This window comes from Butyrivibrio sp. CB08, from assembly GCF_003625485.1.
GTDB lineage: Bacteria > Bacillota > Clostridia > Lachnospirales > Lachnospiraceae > Butyrivibrio.
The window spans coordinates 49,474-68,881 of the sequence record NZ_RAIR01000005.1 but is presented as its reverse complement, the minus strand read 5'-3'; the positions used below and the strand labels follow the sequence as shown (position 1 = coordinate 68,881).

Genomic DNA, 19,408 nt, shown 5'->3' with positions numbered 1-19,408 from the left:
AAAGAGAGGGCTTGCATATGATATTTGCGGTTGATTTTGATGGAACGCTTAGCTATGGTGAGTGGCCAGAAGTGGGGCCTGCCAATTACAATCTTATAGATTACCTCAAAAACAGACGGCTATTGGGAGACAAGCTGATACTGTGGACCTGCAGGGCAGGAGAGGCTCTGGATAATGCTGTTGAGTGGTGCACAGGTAATGGTCTTGAATTTGACGCCATAAACGACAACCTGCCAGAGATCACTGAGAAATATGGTAACAACAGTCGCAAGATCACCTGTGACGTCTACATAGATGACAGGGCAGTCAACGCAGGTACCTACTATCAGGATATGGACAGGATGTGGTGCCATGAGTAAGGTTGTTGATAAGGTTGATGTTATATGTGAGCACAAGGCGGATGGGAGCGTGATCCCCATGCGCTTCAGGCTCATGAATGAGGATGGTGTGTATGAGGCATACACCATCAAGGGCTATCGGCAGATCATGCGCAAGGACTGCTATACGACGCCTGATGGCGTAACAGTATGTAGCAGAGATATGGTTTTTGAATGCAGGGTACTTATCCTTGAGATGTACAGAACAGTTCGTCTGTACTTTAATTCCGACAGATGTTCCTGGAGAATTGCTATTTGACATAAAGTTGTTGACAGCAAGTTGTCTGTCAATTATACTTGCTTCTAATTATTTTCAGAAAGTGGGGAGAGATTATGGAACTGATTAGAGTGCAGGATTCAGATTACAAGAAGACTTATGAGCTGTATATGTCCTTCCCTCAGAATGAGAACGGTTATATCAACAACGTATACGGCTACAGCTACGATGAATTTTTAGGTTGGATCGAGAAAAAACGCAACTGGACCTTGGGCAAAGAGCTCCCAGAGGGCTTTGTACCTGATACAACCTTTGTAATAGTTGATGGAGATACATATGTGGGAGTAGTGAACCTTCGTCACTGCTTAAATGACTTCTTAAGAGAGGGACCGGGACATATAGGCTACTGCGTATCCAAGAAGTACAGAGGTAAGGGATATGCTACCAAGGCGCTTTCTATGGCACTTGATAAGGCAAGACAGATGTGCATTCACGAGGTGTACATGAGTGTTAACAAGGATAACCCAGCCAGCCTTCGCGTTCAGCAAAAGAACGGCGCGTATATCCACCATGAGAATGAAACAGAGTATTTTACCAGGATAAACGCCATAAGTGGTGAGGATTCAAGGCAGGAGATCGTCAGCAAGTTCTATACCCAGTATGAGGAGGATGGACGCCTTGAGAGGAGCGTACACGGAAGACTTGAGTATGCCACAACCATGAACTATATCCACAGATACGCAAGTAAGGGCGCCAAAGTCCTTGAGGTTGGTGCAGGAACAGGCAGATATTCCATAGCGCTTGCCAAAGAGGGCATGGATGTCACAGCAGTTGAGCTGGTTGACAAGAACCTGGAGATTTTGCGTGAAAACAGCAAGGGATTAGATAACCTTAAGGCTCTTAAGGGGGACGCTACAAACCTTGATAGCCTTTCTGATGATACATTTGATGTAACTCTTGTATTTGGACCTTTATACCACCTCTACGAGCCGGAAGAGGTAGGCAAGGCAATCGATGAAGCCATCAGGGTTACAAGGCCAGGAGGGGTAATTTTCTTTGCGTTTATCTCTGTTTATGCGATAATGTATTCAAACTACTTTTATGGCAACTGGTCTGTAGGAGAGGAAGAGAACTTTACTGAGGACTACAAGGTAAAGCATTTCAAAGAGCAGCTGTTTACTGGCTATGATGTTGCAGAATTCGAGGAGCTGTTTGCTGACAAGCCTGTAGAGTATGTTACAACCACAGGAGTTGATGGCCTCATAGAGCCGATCGAGCACAGACCGGACTTTTCGTTTACAGATGAGCAGTTTGAGAAGATGGCTAAGTGGTATCTTTCTGTATCAGAAAAGAGGGAGCTTTTAGGCAATACCAACCATCTTTTATACATCTGCAGGAAAAAGTGAATAGACTTTCAAAAGCCCACAAAATTGTGGGCTTTTTTTTATTTATGCATAATATTACAATTAAACCATGGTAAAGATTGATCTTATTACAGGTTTTCTGGGTTCCGGAAAGACCACATTCATAAGAGAATATGTAAAATACCTGCTTGGCAGGGGCGAGAAGATTGCCATTATTGAGAATGACTACGGCGCTGTAAACATCGATATGGTGCTACTTCAGGATCTTCTTGGGGAAAACTGCAACCTGGAGATGATAGTTGGCGGCGATGGCAAGGAAGCCCACAGGCGAAGGTTCAGGACCAAGCTGATCTCTATGGGCATGAGTGACTACACAAGAGTTATCATTGAGCCCTCTGGGATCTACGACGCTGATGAATTCTTTGATGTTCTGTACGATGAACCACTGGATCGGTGGTACGAGATTGGAAGCGTTATAGCTATCGTGGATGCTGGAACCACCATGATGCTTGAGGATACCGCAAGGTACCTCTTTATGTCAGAGATAGCCTGGGCAGGAAAGCTTATTTTTAGCAAGATGACGGCAGATACAGACGTAGCAGCAATCTCCGCCTTCATCAATAAGACCATGGAGGACTATGGCTGCAGCGCCAGGTTTGACGAGGCCAGGGACATTATTGCCAAGCCATTTGATGCCCTGACAGAACATGACTTTACTTCGATCCAAAACGCTGGATACCGCAAATCCTCATACAAAAAGCTCCAGATAGAGGAAAAACAGTACCTTCCGCTTTTCTATTTTGATGTGGAAATGCCGGAGGATAAACTAAAGAGCACGGTACAAGCTCTTTTCACCGACGAAAATGCCGGAAAGGTCATAAGAGTAAAGGGCTTTGTCAAAACTGCAGAAGACACCCAGCTTCAGATAAACGCCACAGAGGAAGAGATAAAGACAAGTCCAGTGGTCAGTAGCAGAAACGTTATCATAATAATTGGAGAGAATTTAAACAAGGAATACATCAACGAGATATGGCGTGATTATTGTTCAGTAGTTTCACTTTGACTTTGTGGGAGGGCCACAGCTATGATCCAGAAGAAATACACGTTTCACACCCTTGATGAGTTAAAAGACGTAGTATCGCAGATCACAGAGAGCGAAGACTACAAAAATGCCAGCGGAGTTCTGCTTCAGATGAATAATCCCAAGATTGACGCAGATGACGACGCCATGGTTGATTATATCAATGCCAATTGCAGCAACGCCTGTCTGATAGGCTTTACATGTGCCAATATCGCCGATGAGGAGTACGATATCAAGGATTGTCCCATCGAGCTTAACGCCACGTTCTTTAAAGACACCAAGCTGATCGAGCTGGATTTTGATCTTCAGTATGCCACAGGCTTCGTTGCAGGCCGAATGGTCAACGAGCAGCTTGAGTACTTCCCGGATGCAAAGTGCATGCAGGTCTGCTATTCATGTAGCAGTGCCACTATTCACTCTTTTACCAATGAGTTTAGCCACCACCAGATTCCGATATTTGGTGCCAAGGCCGGACGAAGCATCAGAGCCCTCAATGACTTTAAGGTTTATGGCAAAAGAGCCAGCAAAAACGGCATTGTAACCGTGATATTTGCAAGTGACAACCTCCATCTGTACATGGATAACTGCCTCGGGTTTAAGGAAATCGGAGTGGAGATGCTGGTCACCAAGACAGATGGCGACAACGTCATAGCAACCATAGACCACAAGCCCGCAGTGGAGGTCTATTCCAAGTATCTGAATGTAAAACCTAACAAGTATTTCGTAGAGAACACCTGCGAATTCCCATTTGTATTTCACAGAAAAGACTGCCTGGTTGCACGAGTTCCTTCAGGCTATGGAGAAGATGGCTCAATCCGCTTTACGGCGGATATTATAAAGGGTGAGACCTTCAGGCTCTCTTACGGAGTTCCTGAAAATCTCTTCCACATCATAGGAAGGTCCATAAAGGGCCTTCAGGACTTTAAGCCAGAGGCTCTGTATATCTTTGAATGTGGCAACAGAGTCAGGTTCCTTAAGGATCAGGCGTATAAAGAGGTTGAAAGATTCTTAGAGTTTGCGCCGCAGGCTTCAGTGGCTTTCGGATATGCAGAGCTCTTTTTCCCTGCTGAAGGCGGCGGAGGAGCTTTAAACAGCTCACTGGTAGCTGTTGGACTGTCGGAGGAGAAAAATGTTGCCGACGAAGTAAGGCCATGCATAAATTTCCTCAAAGATACCAAGACCGCAGAGGATGAGCGCGAGTTTATCCCGTTTGTGGACAGGATTCTTCATTTTCTTGAGAGAACTTCCATAGAGCTTGATTCCATAAACAAGGAGCTTGGCAAGATCGCCTATACAGACCGTCTGACCAAGATCTACAACAGGTGGGAGCTTGAGCATAAGCTTGGCGATATCTTAGAGATGAGCGAGCCAGGCAAGTCCCCAGTTTCCCTTATATTTATGGACATCGACCACTTCAAGCACGTCAACGACACCTATGGTCACGACGTGGGAGATATGGTCCTTAGGGAGTCCGTGGACATTGTAAAAGAGAACCTTGGCCCGATGCATGTGTTTGGCCGCTGGGGCGGTGAGGAGTTCATATACGCCCTTCCGGATACTGACCTTGAGAGTGCAAGGCAGCACGCAGAAGTTTTAAGGACCCAGATAGAAGACAACAAATATGCCACTGTAGGGCACATCACCATGAGCTTTGGCGTCACAGAGGCAAGAGCTGGTGACGACATGGAATCATTTATAAAAAGAGCTGACGAGAACCTCTACGCAGCTAAGGAAGGCGGCAGAAACCGCGTGGTCGCCAAGTGACAATGATCTGGCGAAGCTAAGACCAGAGCAGATAAGGACATAAATATGGAGCTACAAAGTCAGGAAATGAGAAAGCTTGCGCCGGAGCTTGATCCGCTGCGCCTTGGAACCGGATGGAAAAGTGAGGATCTGGGTAAGCCCCAGGTCTATGTGGAGAGCTCTTTTGGAGACAGCCACCCTGGAAGCGTGCACTTAAAGCACCTTGCAGATGAGGCCATAAGGGGCATAAACGACGCTGGCGGCCACGGAGCAAGGTATTACTGCACAGATATGTGCGACGGCGAGAGCCAGGGCACAGACGGCATAAACTACAGCCTTGCAAGCCGCGAGATGATGGCCAACATGATCGAGATACAGGCCTTTGCAACGCCTTTTGATGCGGGTGTTTACCTTGCAAGCTGCGATAAATCCGTACCTGGAAACCTCATGGGCATGCTGAGAGTGGATATCCCTTCTGTGTTCATCCCGGGAGGCGTCATGAAAGCCGGTCCTGAAATGTTGACCCTTGAGCAGCTTGGAATGTACAGCGCAAGGTTTGAAAGGGGCGAGATCGGCGAGGATAAGTTAAACTGGGCAAAAGCAAATGCCTGCCCCGGTTGCGGAGCATGCTCTTTTATCGGAACCGCATCCACCATGCAGATAATGGCTGAGGCTCTGGGCCTTGCACTTCCTGGAAGCGCCCTACTTTCTGCGGAGGGAAAAGAGCTACTGGATATCGCCTACAGATCCGGCAAACATGCAGCGACAATTGCAGGAAACGACAAGCTAAAGCCCTCTAACATCCTTACAAAGAAAAGTTTTGAGAACGCGATCCTTGTACACGCAGCTATTTCAGGATCTACCAATGCGCTTATGCATCTGCCTGCCATAGCCCACGAAGTTGGAATAGAGATTGACGGTGATACATTTGATAAGCTCCATCGCGGAGCACACTACCTTCTGGATATCCGTCCTGCTGGTAAGTGGCCTGCTGAGTGCTTTTACTACGCTGGCGGGGTTCCGCAGATTATGGAGGAGATAAAAGATCACCTTCACCTTGATGTAATGACTGTTACAGGTAAAACCCTTGGAGAGAACCTTAAGGATCTTAAAGAAAACGGGTTCTATGAAAGATGCAAAGAGGGCCTTGATGACTTTAACAGGCGCTATAGCGTAAACGTCTCAAAAAACGACGTTATAAGGCCCTATGACAATGCTATTGGCACAGATGGCAGTATCGCTATCCTAAAGGGCAATCTTGCCCCAGAGGGAGCTGTAATAAAGCACACAGCATGCCCTAAGGAGATGATGAAGGCTGTTCTTAACGCAAGGCCCTTTGATTCTGAAGAGGAGTGTCTTGATGCGGTGCTTCACCACAAGGTTCAAAAGGGCGATGCTGTATTTATCAGATATGAAGGACCTAAGGGCAGCGGAATGCCTGAAATGTTCTACACTTCTGAGGCCATAAGCTCTGATAAAGAGCTTGGAAGATCCATAGCCCTTATTACTGACGGAAGGTTCTCAGGAGCATCCACAGGCCCTGTTATTGGGCACTGTTCTCCGGAAGCAGCATCAGGAGGACCAATAGCCCTGGTGGAAGAAGGGGACCTCATAGAGCTTGACGTATTTGAGAGGAAACTCGATATCGTTGGAGTTAAGGGAGAGAGGAAGACTCCCGAAGAGATAGACGAAATCCTAAAGGCAAGAGCTGGGAAATGGGTGCCTAAAAAGAGCAAGTACACAAAGGGAGTGTTAAAGCTCTTTGCGGAGCATGCAGTAAGCCCGATGAAAGGGGCATATATAGGGTAAAAGTATGAAAAAAGGCAGGGAGATATGATAGAGTACAAGATTGCAACAGCTAAGGATATTGAACTTCTTATGAGCAGCAGACTTGAAATGCTGAAAGTAGTTAACAATCTGGATGAAACTTACGAGTTTTCCAGGGAGATTGTAGATTACAGCAGGGACTATTTCCTGAATGGAGATCAGGTCACAGTTCTTGCCATAGACGGAGACAGGGCTATAGGATGCGCATCCATGAGCTTTATCAGGATCATGCCAACCTTTTCACACCCATCTGGAAACAGAGCCCATCTGATGAACGTATATACAGCTGATGACTACAGAAGACAGGGTATTGCCAGGAAAATGGTTAATATGCTGATTGAGGATACCTGGAAAAGAGGCGCCACAGAAATCAGCCTGGATGCCACAACTCTGGGAAGACCTTTGTATGAATCCCTTGGCTTTACTGCTTCTACAGAATGCATGGTCCTCGAAAGGCCCAAAAACTAAGGCGGAATCAAAGAAAAATCAGAGAATGTTCACATTTTTACCGGGCTAAAATGTTATACTAATAACAAAATTGGGGTGTGCATTAGCACGGGGGAGAAACTGGATAATGAGTGTGGATATGAAGATATTTTTCGGACTTTTATGTCTGGGGGTCATCTTTATTTTCCTGGGAGGCATATGCGTAGGATTCGCATATTTCCACAGAGATGGTAATGACAGGCAGAAGTCACACGGCCCGTTTGGAGTATTCTTAATATTCCTGGGGCTGGTACTGACATTGGCAGATGTACTCACAGCCAATGCTTTCATGGCTGCGATTTTTGGAATAATGCTATCAATAGTTGTATTTCACTATGGATACACTTCCATCATGAACAAAAAGAAGGAAGAAGAGAAGGAGAGCAAGAAAAAGAAATCAACGCATGGGTCTACGACTCCAGCAGCTTGATATATGTTTTGAGATGCCATCTTGGCACCTCAAAACACCTAATAAGCCTAAACATAAAACTCCACATAAAAAGAGTTGGGACAGATATCTGCCCCAACTTTTTTGTTGTCTTATTAAATAACAATAGATGTTGAATTATGCAAGATCCCCAGCAATATCAATGTTTACGCCGGTTATGCCTACCCAAGCGCCGTCCTTAGCTTCGCTTGACTCAGCGTGAGCAAGAAGCCACTTGTTGGTTGCTGTGATAAGGCGATCTTCCTGATTCTTTGGCTCGAAATCAGGCTTACCTACGTTAGTTCCCTTAGGAAGTCCTACAAGTACCTGGAATCCGGAATCCTTGCTTGCCTGGCATGGAGCATAATGAAGAGCTGTAGCATAAACCTCGATCATTGTGCCTGCTGGGCAAAGGAAAGCCTTAACCTTGCTGGAATCGATCTTGTGATCTACGATCTCTTCTCTCTTAGCAAGTAAGAGGATGAAGTCTGTAGAGCCAAGGTTGATCTCTGATGAACGGTGATACTCAAGGCAGTTGAGCTTGGTGTTGTGTCCGTTGCACCATCCAAACTGCATTGGTGAGCCGCCAAAGAGGCTGTTTGTGATAGAATCAGCAGCTGCAAGAGACTGAAGAGCTGGTTCCTCAGCTACATAATCTGTTCCCTCTGGGACTGGAGTGCTTGACTTAAGCGCCTCTACGATTGCCTTCTTTTCTTCTTCGTACCCCTCGATGATCCTGCCATAGTTGGTAAACTCAGGATCTGTCACATTATATATTTTCATATCCTTCTCCCTTCTACAAAAATATATTGTCAAATACTATATTAGTGCTATCGGCCGGGAGTTGCCAACCATTTGCTTGCAATTTCTTTTCAAATGTTGCTTGGATTTGTCAAATAAAAATACTACAATATGATTATCGATAAACAAATTAACGTTTTAGCTAGTTATTTTTTCTGCTTGGTTCATGAGGGGATGAGACGTATGAAAGAAAGAAAAACCTGGCAAATTATTCTGTTTATTGCAATGTGCGTTAGTTTGAATATAGTGGGCAAGCTCTTTGCTACATGGCTGGAACTGCCTCTATGGCTGGACTCTTTTGGCACAGCGCTGGCAGCCTTTTACGGGGGACCAGTTGTAGGCGCTTTAGTTGGTGCCACGGGAAATCTCGCATATTGCGTAGTCAATCGCCTTTCGGCGGCATATTCACTGACAAGTATAATCCTGGGCGTGATCATAGGCATAGCAGCGCACCAGAAGTGGTTTGACCGTTTCTACGGCTTTATGAAGACCGCTTCATATGCAATGCTGGGATCTCTGATCGTGTCAGTTCCTATCAATTTTATATTTGACAATGGCTATACAGGTAACAAATGGGGAAATGGCGTTATCGAATATCTGCTTGAGAGGGATTGGCCTCCATTTGTGTGCAAAGTTCTGGGACAGTTGTCACTTGAGTTTGCAGATAAGCTCCTGACAGTATTTGTTGCATATGTGCTTATCAGGTTAAGACGCTGGAATCACAATGAGAACGAGGAAAAGAAAAAGCTCCAGGGTACAACAGCACATACCGCCGTTGCACTTTGCATCGTGCTTGGAATGAGCATGCTCGCTCCATTAAATGTACAGGCTGCATCGGGATCCAAGACTGGCACATCCGATTATAACGACTATGTTCAGAGCATCTATAGCAGTAACAATGGTCTTCCATGTGGCGAAGCTAATGATATTGCCCAGACCAATGATGGTGTTCTGTGGATTGGAACCTACGCGGGCCTTTATCGCTACAACGGCAGAGAATTCCGCTGGGTAGATGAATATGAATCAGTTAAAAACGTAAACTGCCTCTACGTTGATGAAGAGGGACGTCTGTGGATTGGAACCAACGACAATGGTCTTTCTATCGTTATCAGGGAAAAACTTGTAAATGTCATTGACCAGTCCAGTGGCCTTCCTTCCAACTCTGTACGAAGCATAGTTCGAGCTACAGATGGATACTACTACATCGGAACCAGCAGTAGCATGCAGGTTCTCATGATGAACAACGGCCTTAAACCAGCCAATACACTTACTGAAGTAAACTACGCAGAGAGCATCACTTCTGATAAATATGCCCATGTGGTTGCTGTATCATCGGACGGTACACTCTTTCTTATGAAGGGCGGAGCAGTCATTGCTTCTTTAAAGCTTCCTGGGGATGCAGAAGTATTTAAGAGCTGCTGTTTTGCTCCAGATGGAAAGCTTAAGGTTGGATCTTCAACCAATCACATATACACCTACGACGTATTTGGAGATAAGTTCAACTACGTAAGTATGCTGACCTGCGACGGCGTTGCCAGCATCAACAACCTGAACTTCCTTGAGGATGGCACTATGTTCATCTCAACTGATAGTGGCGTATCCTACGTGGATGATAACGGCTATCACAGGATCAACACCAATGACTTTGATAATTCCATAGACCACATGCTCTGCGATTATCAGGGGAATCTGTGGTTTACATCTTCAAGACTTGGCCTGCTTCGCCTTGCGAAGTCTCCATTCAAGGATATCTACGGATCCATCGGTATGGAGCGTCAGGTCGTAAATGCCATCGTTGCATGGCAGGGATGCTACTATATTGGTACTGACGCCGGCCTCGATGTTGTTGATAAGGCCTGTCACGACCAGATACACAACACCCTTACTTCAGAACTTCAGGGCAAGCGTATCCGCTGTATGTATGTAGATGATCAGGATCATCTGTGGGTATGTACCTACGGAAGCGGACTCTGGGAGTATTCCAAGAGCGGAGAGAGCTGGGAGTACAGCGCTGAGAAGGGAAGCTTTGGTAACCGTGCACGTATCGTTACACAGCTTTCTGACGGAACCATGATGGCAGCTGGCGATACCGGCATAAGCTTTATCAAGAACCATCAGGTAACAAGGACCATTGGCCATGAGGACGGACTTATAAACTCCATGATCCTTACAGTTACTGAGAGAAGTGATGGAACGATCCTTGCGGGTACTGACGGCGATGGAATCGCGGTTCTTAGAGATGGCAAGGTTGAAAAGATGATAACCCGCGATGACGGCCTTAGCAGCGGCGTTATCCTTAGAACAATAAAAGATCCTAAGACAGACGGAGTATTTGTAGTAACAAGTAACAGCCTTTGCTATCTGGATACTGATGGATCTATAAGAGTGCTGGATAAATTCCCATATTTCAACAACTACGATATCTGGGTTAAGGATGAGGATACTCTCTTCGTTATGTCCAGTGCAGGTATTTACGTAGTAGAGCGTGATGAGCTCGTTGAGGGCGGTCAGATCGCATGGGAGCTTCTGGATGCAAGAAGAGGACTTGGAACCTCCCTTACAGCTAACTCCTGGAACTACTACAACGACAACGGAGAGCTTCTCCTTCCTTGCGATACCGGTGTTTACAAGATCGACGTTGAAAAATACAACAGCGATGTTCGTTCCTACAGGATGCAGCTGGCATCTGTAAATCTTGACGGCGTACCACAGCCAATAGATAACAGAGGAACAATCACTGTAAGACAGGGCGTAAACCGCGTAGAGCTTGGTCCTGAGATATTAAACTACACCATCCAGGAGCCTAACGTTGGTTATCTTCTTGATGGCTACGATACCCAGTGGACAATAGTTCCACAGAACAGCTTAAACAGCATTAACTACGTGAATCTCCCAGCAGGAAACTACACCTTCCGCCTGGCTATCTTTGACAGCTCGGGAGAGCGTGTTCTTGAGGAGCGTAAGTTCCCGATGGTAAAAGAGGGCGAGTTCCACGAACAGCCTTTCTTCACCTTCTACATACTGCTGATCCTGTCCATGATAATGATCTGGTTCACATGGCTCATCGTTCAGAGACAGCTCAACCAGCAGCAGATCAAGATCAATATGGCCAATGAGACAGTCATGGCTATAGCGAACGCGGTCGATGCCAAGGACCTGCGTACGCACCAGCACTCTCTTAGAGTTGCTGAATACTCAGTGCTTATCGCAGAGGAGATGAACTGCTTTAAGTGGTGGCAGAAGAACAGGATGCTGTCCAACCTTCGTAAAGCTGCCCAGATGCATGATATCGGTAAGATCGCCGTACCTGACAGCGTTCTTAACAAGGTTGGAAGGCTTACGGATGATGAATACGCCAAGATGAAGTCCCACGTAATAAGAGGCGCCGAGATCCTCAAGGACTTCACACTGGTTGAACACGTTGAGGAAGGAACCAGATACCATCACGAGAGATACGATGGTAAGGGATATCCGGACGGACTTAAGGGCGAAGAGATCCCTCTGTTTGGACGTATCATCGGTGTCGCAGATGCCTTTGACGCCATGACCTCAAACCGTGTATATCGAAATCACATGGATACAGGCTATGTTATGAATGAGATGCTAAGGGGCCGTGGAACCCAGTTTGATCCTGATGCCCTGGATGCATTCTTCAGACTCCTTGATAAAAAGGTTATCAACCTTGATGAGATCTACGCTCAGAAGAGGGCTGAGATCGATCAGGCTGACCAGGAACAGAGCGAAGAGCTTAAGCGCCGAGTGGAAGAAGACAGGAAGATCCAGGAGGCAGAAATGAAGGCAGAATCGGCAAAGCCTGCCGAAGAGCCAAAGGCTGAATCCGCCAAACCTGATGAACCTAAGAAAGAGGAAGGAGGGACAGAGGCATGAAGCGATTATACATAACAACTGTTGCAACCTGTCTGGCTATCCTGGCTTTCTTTATCGTATTCTTCAGAGTTTTCCATTTCTCTGGGGGAAAAGAGCATCTGACGGTGGGATTCATTTATGACAACGACGAGAGTACAGCCTACACCTACAACTTCTCTCTTGCAAAAGACGCAGTTGAAAAGAAATATGGCGAGAAGGTAGATATCCTTACCTGTAGTAATGTGCTTGAAGAGGATATGGAAGAGCCCCTTAGGGACCTTGCTTCCAAAGGATGCGATATTATCTTCTTTAACGGATACAGTGAGCTTGTTATGAAGCTTGCTCCGGAATATCCAAACACACAGTTCTGCCAGACCTCATATATGGACATGAACGGCGTTAGTGTTCCTGCCAATTACCACACCTTCAAGGGTGAGGCATATCAGGCAAGGTACATAAGCGGAATCGTGGCCGGTATGAAGATCCAGCAGATGATAGATGAGGGAATCATTACTCCTGACCAGGCTCTTGTGGGCTTTGTTGCAGCTAATCCAAGCTCAGAAGTAATCTCCGGCTATACAGCCTTTATTCTTGGCATAAGGAGCGTTGTTCCTAATGCTAAGATGGAAGTTTGTTACACCCACACCTGGAGCAGCTACGCTCTGGAAAAGAGTGCAGCTCAGACCCTCATAGGTGATGGCTGCGTTGTGGTTTCACAGCACACTGATACAATCGGTCCTGCTATCGCCTGCGAAGAAGAGACCGCAAATGGAACACCTGTCTACTTTGTAAGTTACAACCAGAGTATGTCTGAGGTTGCACCAGCTTCAGCGCTTGTCTCCTCAAGGATCTGTTGGGAAAAGTACGTAGTACCTGCTGTTGACGCAGTTATGGAGAACAAGAAGATTGAATCAAAGGTATCCGGAAATATTCACGGATCAGACGTTTCCGCTGGCTACGCAGACGGATGGGTTGAAATGGACGATCTTAACCTACAGAACGCCGCTCCTGGAACACAGGAAGCAGTGAATAGTGCCATTGAGAAGTTCAAGCGCCATAAGGGTAAGGTGGATTTCGTATTTAAAGGCGATTTTACGGGCGTTAATCCTGACGACGCATCAGATACCTATGATCTTAGAAACGGCTATGTAGAGAACGAAAACACCTCATATCCGCTGTTCCATTACATTATTCCGGATATCATTACGGTTATTGAAGGATAATAGTGGAGTAATCAACAAATTACGCTATAATATACCTACAATGTTTAATTGTAGGTATATTTTTTTGCAATAAGAGGGAGAATTATGAAAAATCGCGCATTTAAGAAAGTAGCAGCTATGACCATGTCTGTTATCCTGGTATGCGGCTTTGTAACAGGCTGTGGAAGTACAGGAAGTGAAACTGTAAGCGAGCCAGCTACAGAAGAGCAGGCACAGGAGCCCGCGGCAGATCAGAGCACAGATGCAGCTCCTGCCACAGACGCATCATCAGAAGCGGACGGATACACCCTTGTATGGGAAGATGAGTTTGACGGAAATGAGCTAAACACCAGCGACTGGAACGTGGAGACCCATGAGCCTGGCTGGGTAAACGCAGAGCTTCAGAGATATACAGCTATCGATGAAGGAAACATCGAAGTTTCAGACGGAACCCTGAAGATCAAGCCTCACATCGAGAAGATCACCACAGATGATGGAGAAAAAGAGGAGATCACATCAGGCCGTATCACTACACAGAACAAGCACGATTTCACCTATGGCCGCTTTGAAGCAAGGGCCAAGGTACCTACAGGAAAAGGCTATCTTCCTGCATTCTGGCTTATGGCAACAGACGAGGGTCTGTACGGTCAGTGGCCTAAGTGCGGAGAGGTAGATATCATGGAGATCATGGGCCAGGATACATCCAAGAGCTATCACACCATCCACTACGGTTACAGCTCAGGAGACGGCCACAGAGAGAACCAGGGCATCAAGACTGTGGAGCCAAACGGCTTCTCAGACGACTTCCACCTGTTCAGAGTGGACTGGGAACCGGGCAAACTCACATGGTTTGTTGATGATGAGGAGATCTACACCACATCAGACTGGTTCACAGGTACAGATGACGACAATCAGATCACATATCCTGCGCCATTTGACCAGGATTTCTATATCATCCTTAACCTTGCAGTAGGCGGAAACTGGGTTGGATACCCTTCAGATGCTGAAAAAGAGCAGATGAACGACAAGGTATTCGAGGTCGACTACGTAAAGGTTTATCAGAAGGATACAGAAGTTTATAAGGCAGCTGAGGACGTGGCTGAGCGCCCTGTTGAGGACGTGACATTCAGAGAGCCAGATGCTGAGGGCAACTTTGTAAACAACCCTACATTTACTGAGGAGATCGGTCTTGACCGCTCCGAGAAGGCTGACCCAAACAACTGGAAGTTCCACTTTGAATCCGACGCCTTCGGTTCAACCTACGAGCTTTCAGACGAAGGAATAACCCTTCTTCCAAAGACCGCAGGCTCTGTATTCTACGCAGTTCAGTTAAAGCAAGAGAACATTCCTATGTACAAGGGATGGGAGTACGAGATCTCTTTTGACGCATACTCTACAGAGGAAAGGGAGATCACAGTTGACGTGGAGGGTCCGGACAGAGGCTGGATCAGATACTTTGAGGACACTCCTGTTACCATAGGCCCTGAGAAAAAGACCTATACCCTTACCTTTACCATGAACGAGAAAACCGACGCCAACGGCTCCCTAGAGTTTAACCTTGGCCACATGGGCACTCTGGCGCCTGTAACCATAAATAACGTTAAGCTGACTCACATATCAGGCGAAGAGATCACAACTGAGACCAAGACCATAAGGCCTGATGGCAACTATATCTACAATGGAAGCTTTGACCAGGGCGACAAGAGGCTTGGTTACTGGGAGATTGAGGATCCTGAGAACGTATCTGTAACCAACGACCACAACGTAAGAGAGCTCAAAGTTGTTGTTCCAGAAGACAGCTGCGAAGTTGTCGTTGAGCAGAAGGGCCTATCACCAATCGCAAAGGGCGACTATGAGTTTAGCTTTAGCGCAAGGCAGGAAGGCGGCGCTACTGACGGCGTTACATTTACCGTTGCGGGAAAAGAGATAACACCTGCCCTTGAATCATCCAGCAAAGAATACACTGAAAAGCTCACCTTTGACAGCGACGTAGCAGAGGAAGCTTCAAACTTTGAGATCCACTTTACCAAGAAGGGAACCTACTATGTAGACAACACCTTCCTTGGAGAGTCTGCGCTAATTAAGAACGGCTCTTTTAACGCAGGCCTTTCAGGCTTTACTCCATATGTTTACGATTCTGTAACAGCCAACTATGTGATCGACAGCATGAACGGCAATGAAAATGCCTTTGCCATCACAATTGATGATACAATGGCTACTGATGAGGGCAATGCATGGTACGTTCAGCTCAACCAGGACGGCGTTACACTTACTGAGGGTAAGACCTATAAGCTTACCTTTAAGGCTAAGTCCACCATCGACAGGAAGATCGCATACTCACTTCAGGAGTATGAGGGCGAGTGGACCAACTATAGCCACACTGAGGAGCCAGTTGCAATTGGCAAGGACTGGAAGACAATATCTACTGAGTTTAAGATGGAGTATCCAACAGATACAAACGCAAGATTCAACATAACTCTTGGATCTGTAGGGGGAGATAGGATCACAGATAAGCACGACGTGTTTATTGATGATATAACTCTGGAAGAGATTAACTGATTGGGGAGATAAAAAATGGCATCACTTGAAGAGGCTAGAGAGATTTTTTCCAAAGACCTTTATGCCACAGAGCTTTCTGGCATAGAGATCGACGAGATAGGACAGGACTACGCTAAGTGCAGCATGGTCCTTACAGACAAGCATAAAAACGCTTACGGCGGAATTATGGGAGGAGCCATCTACACCCTGGCTGACTTCGCTTTTGCCGTAGCGTCCAATTATGATAAGGAGTGCGCCACAGTTAGCCTTGTGGGACAGGCAAGCTTTCTTGCTGCGTCCAAAGGCAGCAAGCTCTTTGCAGAGGCGCATCTTCTTAAAGATGGCAGGAGGAACAGCTTTTTTGAGGTGTCAGTGACCGATGACCTTGATAAGCTCATTGCCATAGTATCATTCACAGGAGCCCATGTATAAATGAAAAACAGCACCAAAGTACTAATCATAATAGCAACAGCCATGGTTATGACTCTTTCCCTCTTTGCAGGTTATAAGTTCATAACTCACATAAGCCCTGAGGTTAAAAAGGAATTTGACGTATACACAAATCCTATAACCGAGCAGCTTCAGAAGGAGCGTGAACAGGCCAAAGCCAAAAAGGAACAGGAGAAGGAAGAGGAGCAGGCCAAGGACCCCGAGTACTACGCTTTTAAGGGCCCACAGAAAAGAGCTTACGATGGCCCCAAGATCTATCAGGCCCACGGATATCTCTATAACTCCGATGGCAAGGTCGTAACGGACTATAGAAACGAGAAGGGCTCAAACCTTCGAATGACCAAGAACATAGACAGCTCACAGGCTGTATTCATTGATGAGGACACCAATCTTATCCTTATCGATGCTGAGCTTAATGCAAAAACGATAACGGACAACTGCATGCTCACCGGAATGTGCTTCGACGGTGGATATCTCTTTTACCTGCGCAGAGAAGGGGATATGGAGAGAGCGTACATCTACGACATCGAAAATGAGAAAGAGCACATGATCGCAGAGGGCAACTCATTTTGGAGCGTGTGCATATCTCCTGACGGACAGACCCTTGTGTACAGCTTTAACAAGGACAGGACTCAGATCCACGTAAAGGGAATCACCACTCCTGAAGAGATCCACGAGACAGAAAATTGTAAGAGCATCATCACCATATCCAACGACAGGGAGACCATTTTCTTTTCTTCCTACGACAAGGCTACCGAGTATTACTGCCTTCACAAGGGCAAGGTAACCAAGCTTGGTAAAAAGAGCTATGATCACGATTACCTTGACAGAGACTGCAAGCAGATCATCTACGAGGACGATAAGGACAACATCAAGTACTACAGGGCTGGGGATAAAAAGCCAACGACCCTGGTAAAGGGAGATAGCCCAAAGCTTATTCTTAACAACGTGGCGATCCAGGAGCAGGATCTTTACATGGACGACTACGTGGTTGATACGGATTGTTTCTCTGATGTCATGATGATCACTGATAACCAGAAGTGCTACGCCCTTACTGGCAAGAAACCTACAGCTGTAGAGATGACTAAGGAGTTTGACAAGACATATATTCAGGAGGCCTGCGTTACCAGCGAGGGCCCGGCATGCATGTTTATGAAAGACGGAGTGGTCTACAAGGCGATCTACGACGGCAAAAGTGTCCGCCAGGTTCCGATCTATCAGTGCCAGAGCCATGTTTCAGAGTTTGTGAGCAGTGAGGACCTTACAGAAGTATGGGTTCGCGACAGGAAGGACATCTACTATATTCCTTACGGAAAAGAACCTGTACGGGTATTCGAGATGCCTGAGGGAAGTGAGCTCTCAACATACGATCTGGACTGGGATCCATTAGAAAACAGGTGTTATTATATCGTTGATAACATCCTGTATTCAGTAGGAAAGAGCCAGGACAGCAAGGCTGTAATGGAGAATGCAAGGTTCTTTGCATATGCATCAGGGGAGCTTAAGCTTGTAAATGTCTATGACATGGAGAGCAATACATATATGGTAATTGGCGGAGAGGCTTATCCATATCACTACTAAAAATCGCCGGCCTTCGGCCGGACAAGGTATAAAAGGGGAGCAAAAGAGATGTTGGAAAGGGAGTTTTATATCAACAGCGACGGAACAAGGCTTCATGCCAAGCTTGACCGCCCGGAGGGAGCAGATAAAGGACCACTTTGCATTCTGATCCACGGATTTACCGGACACATGGAGGAAGACCATATAATCGCAGCCCAGAAGGCTATTGAGGAGTGCGGTATTTCTGTACTTAGAGTAGAGATGTACGGACACGGAAAGAGCGATGGCATTTTCAGGGAGCATAACCTGTACAAGTGGGTCAACAACGCCATTTCCGTTATGAATTATGTTAAGACTCTTGATTTTGTAACAGACCTATATATCTGCGGACATTCTCAGGGAGGACTACTTACAATGCTCGTAGCCGGAATGTTCCCTGATGATTTCAAGGCCATTATTCCGCTTTCACCAGCCTGGATGATCCCAGAGATCGCAAGAGCTGGCAGCATTCTTGGTTCATCCTTTGATCCGCAGCACATACCTGATTCTATTCCATCAGCAGATGGTGGCTGGGAGATATCCGGCGACTATGTAAGAGTTGCCCAGACTATCCATGTAGAGGATGAGATAGAGCGCTACAAGGGACCGGTTCTCATTATTCACGGAGATGAGGACGAGGCAGTTCCTTATTCCTACGGCGTTAAGGCTTCAGAGCTATACAATGACGCTAAGCTCGTGACTATTCACGGAGATGACCACTGCTACAACAAGCACCTTGATCAGGTGGTAGATGCCATCAAGGCCTTCTTAGCTGAAAGATAAAGACTATAATCCTTTGGAGGATAACATGAAGATATACATTGATTTTGACGACTGTCTTAGCGAAACCGCCAAGACCATCGTTGACTGTGCCCACAAGATGTTTGGAAGCACGGTAACATACAACGAGTTTTACTTTTTTGATATAGCTAAGACCTTTAACCTAAGTCCTGAGGACTACGACAGGCTCATGCACGAAGTTCATAGGCCAGAAGTTCTTTTGTCCTATGATGAGGCACCTGGAGCATCCGAGACAGTAAACGGATGGCTCGATCAGGGGCATGAAGTCAGCATCATCACAGGTCGTCCCTACAACACCTACGAGCCTTCAAGAAGATGGCTTGATGAGCACGGCCTTGACCGGGTTCCACTATACTTCCTTAACAAGTACGGAAGGGACTTCTTCTACGAGGATAGCGAGTACAACTTGGAGCTAGAAGACTACTACAAGATGCACTTTGACTACGCTATCGAGGATTCTCCAAAGGCTTTCAAGTTCTTTGAACACCTGCCAGATCTTAAGGTTATGCTCTTTGACAGGCCATGGAACAGAGACTGTGAACTACCAGGGGACAATTTTACCCGCTCCCCTGATTGGAAATTTATAAAAGAGCATGTAATATAAACGGCGCATATATGCTATACTAGG

The 19,408-nt window shown here is 46.3% G+C and carries 16 protein-coding genes; 15 read left to right on the top strand and 1 reads right to left on the bottom strand.

All coding sequences use genetic code 11. The features are described 5' to 3' along the window. Positions 1-17 precede the first annotated feature (17 nt). The 8 genes from D6855_RS09970 (at position 18) to D6855_RS09935 (ending at position 7,525) form a co-directional block, all read left to right on the top strand. Positions 18-359, top strand: a complete 342-nt coding sequence (locus tag D6855_RS09970) for a hypothetical protein (RefSeq protein ID WP_120740574.1) — start codon at positions 18-20, stop codon at positions 357-359. Continuing rightward, positions 352-636: a hypothetical protein gene (locus D6855_RS09965; RefSeq protein WP_120740572.1), complete on the top strand. Its 285-nt coding sequence runs from the start codon at positions 352-354 to the stop codon at positions 634-636. Before D6855_RS09970 ends, D6855_RS09965 begins: the two co-directional genes overlap by 8 nt. 74 nt (positions 637-710) lie before the next feature. Continuing rightward, entirely contained in the window at positions 711-2,000 is a 1,290-nt protein-coding gene (locus tag D6855_RS09960) for a GNAT family N-acetyltransferase (RefSeq protein WP_120740570.1), read from the top strand. Between the two features lie 67 nt (positions 2,001-2,067). After that, positions 2,068-3,021, top strand: a complete 954-nt coding sequence (locus D6855_RS09955; RefSeq protein WP_120740568.1) for a GTP-binding protein — start codon at positions 2,068-2,070, stop codon at positions 3,019-3,021. Positions 3,022-3,042: 21 nt separating this feature from the next. Continuing rightward, a complete protein-coding gene (locus D6855_RS09950) occupies positions 3,043-4,803 on the top strand; it encodes a sensor domain-containing diguanylate cyclase (protein WP_120740566.1) in 1,761 nt (586 codons plus the stop codon). 45 nt (positions 4,804-4,848) lie between these two features. Continuing rightward, positions 4,849-6,591, top strand: a complete 1,743-nt coding sequence (gene ilvD, locus D6855_RS09945; protein WP_120740564.1) for a dihydroxy-acid dehydratase — start codon at positions 4,849-4,851, stop codon at positions 6,589-6,591. 24 nt (positions 6,592-6,615) lie between these two features. After that, positions 6,616-7,077 carry a GNAT family N-acetyltransferase gene (locus D6855_RS09940; RefSeq protein ID WP_199712434.1) on the top strand — a complete coding sequence of 154 codons (462 nt, stop codon included), beginning with the start codon at positions 6,616-6,618 and terminating at the stop codon, positions 7,075-7,077. A gap of 118 nt (positions 7,078-7,195) precedes the next feature. Continuing rightward, positions 7,196-7,525: a hypothetical protein gene (locus D6855_RS09935; protein ID WP_147368135.1), complete on the top strand. Its 330-nt coding sequence runs from the start codon at positions 7,196-7,198 to the stop codon at positions 7,523-7,525. A 135-nt stretch (positions 7,526-7,660) separates the two neighbouring features. Here D6855_RS09935 and D6855_RS09930 read toward each other — a convergent pair whose 3' ends face one another. Further along, entirely contained in the window at positions 7,661-8,305 is a 645-nt protein-coding gene (locus D6855_RS09930; RefSeq protein WP_120740560.1) for a DUF4867 family protein, read from the bottom strand. A 201-nt stretch (positions 8,306-8,506) separates the two neighbouring features. Between D6855_RS09930 and D6855_RS09925 the strand changes: the two genes are divergently transcribed. From D6855_RS09925 to D6855_RS09895, 7 genes are all read left to right on the top strand, one after another. Further along, a complete protein-coding gene (locus D6855_RS09925; RefSeq protein ID WP_158589506.1) occupies positions 8,507-12,211 on the top strand; it encodes an HD domain-containing phosphohydrolase in 3,705 nt (1,234 codons plus the stop codon). Then, positions 12,208-13,413 carry a BMP family ABC transporter substrate-binding protein gene (locus tag D6855_RS09920; protein ID WP_120740556.1) on the top strand — a complete coding sequence of 402 codons (1,206 nt, stop codon included), beginning with the start codon at positions 12,208-12,210 and terminating at the stop codon, positions 13,411-13,413. Before D6855_RS09925 ends, D6855_RS09920 begins: the two co-directional genes overlap by 4 nt. Before the next feature lie 84 nt (positions 13,414-13,497). Next, the gene (locus D6855_RS09915) at positions 13,498-15,951 is read left to right on the top strand and encodes a carbohydrate binding domain-containing protein (RefSeq protein ID WP_120740554.1); all 2,454 of its coding nucleotides are present in this window, start codon (positions 13,498-13,500) and stop codon (positions 15,949-15,951) included. Between the two features lie 15 nt (positions 15,952-15,966). Next, positions 15,967-16,362 carry a PaaI family thioesterase gene (locus D6855_RS09910; protein WP_120740553.1) on the top strand — a complete coding sequence of 132 codons (396 nt, stop codon included), beginning with the start codon at positions 15,967-15,969 and terminating at the stop codon, positions 16,360-16,362. Beyond that, complete coding sequence (locus D6855_RS09905; protein WP_120740551.1) at positions 16,363-17,961, top strand: hypothetical protein; 1,599 nt, start codon at positions 16,363-16,365, stop codon at positions 17,959-17,961. Between the two features lie 48 nt (positions 17,962-18,009). Continuing rightward, the gene (locus D6855_RS09900; protein ID WP_120740549.1) at positions 18,010-18,762 is read left to right on the top strand and encodes an alpha/beta hydrolase family protein; all 753 of its coding nucleotides are present in this window, start codon (positions 18,010-18,012) and stop codon (positions 18,760-18,762) included. A 25-nt stretch (positions 18,763-18,787) separates the two neighbouring features. Continuing rightward, complete coding sequence (locus D6855_RS09895) at positions 18,788-19,384, top strand: 5' nucleotidase, NT5C type (protein WP_120740547.1); 597 nt, start codon at positions 18,788-18,790, stop codon at positions 19,382-19,384. The last annotated feature ends 24 nt before the right edge of the window (positions 19,385-19,408 follow it).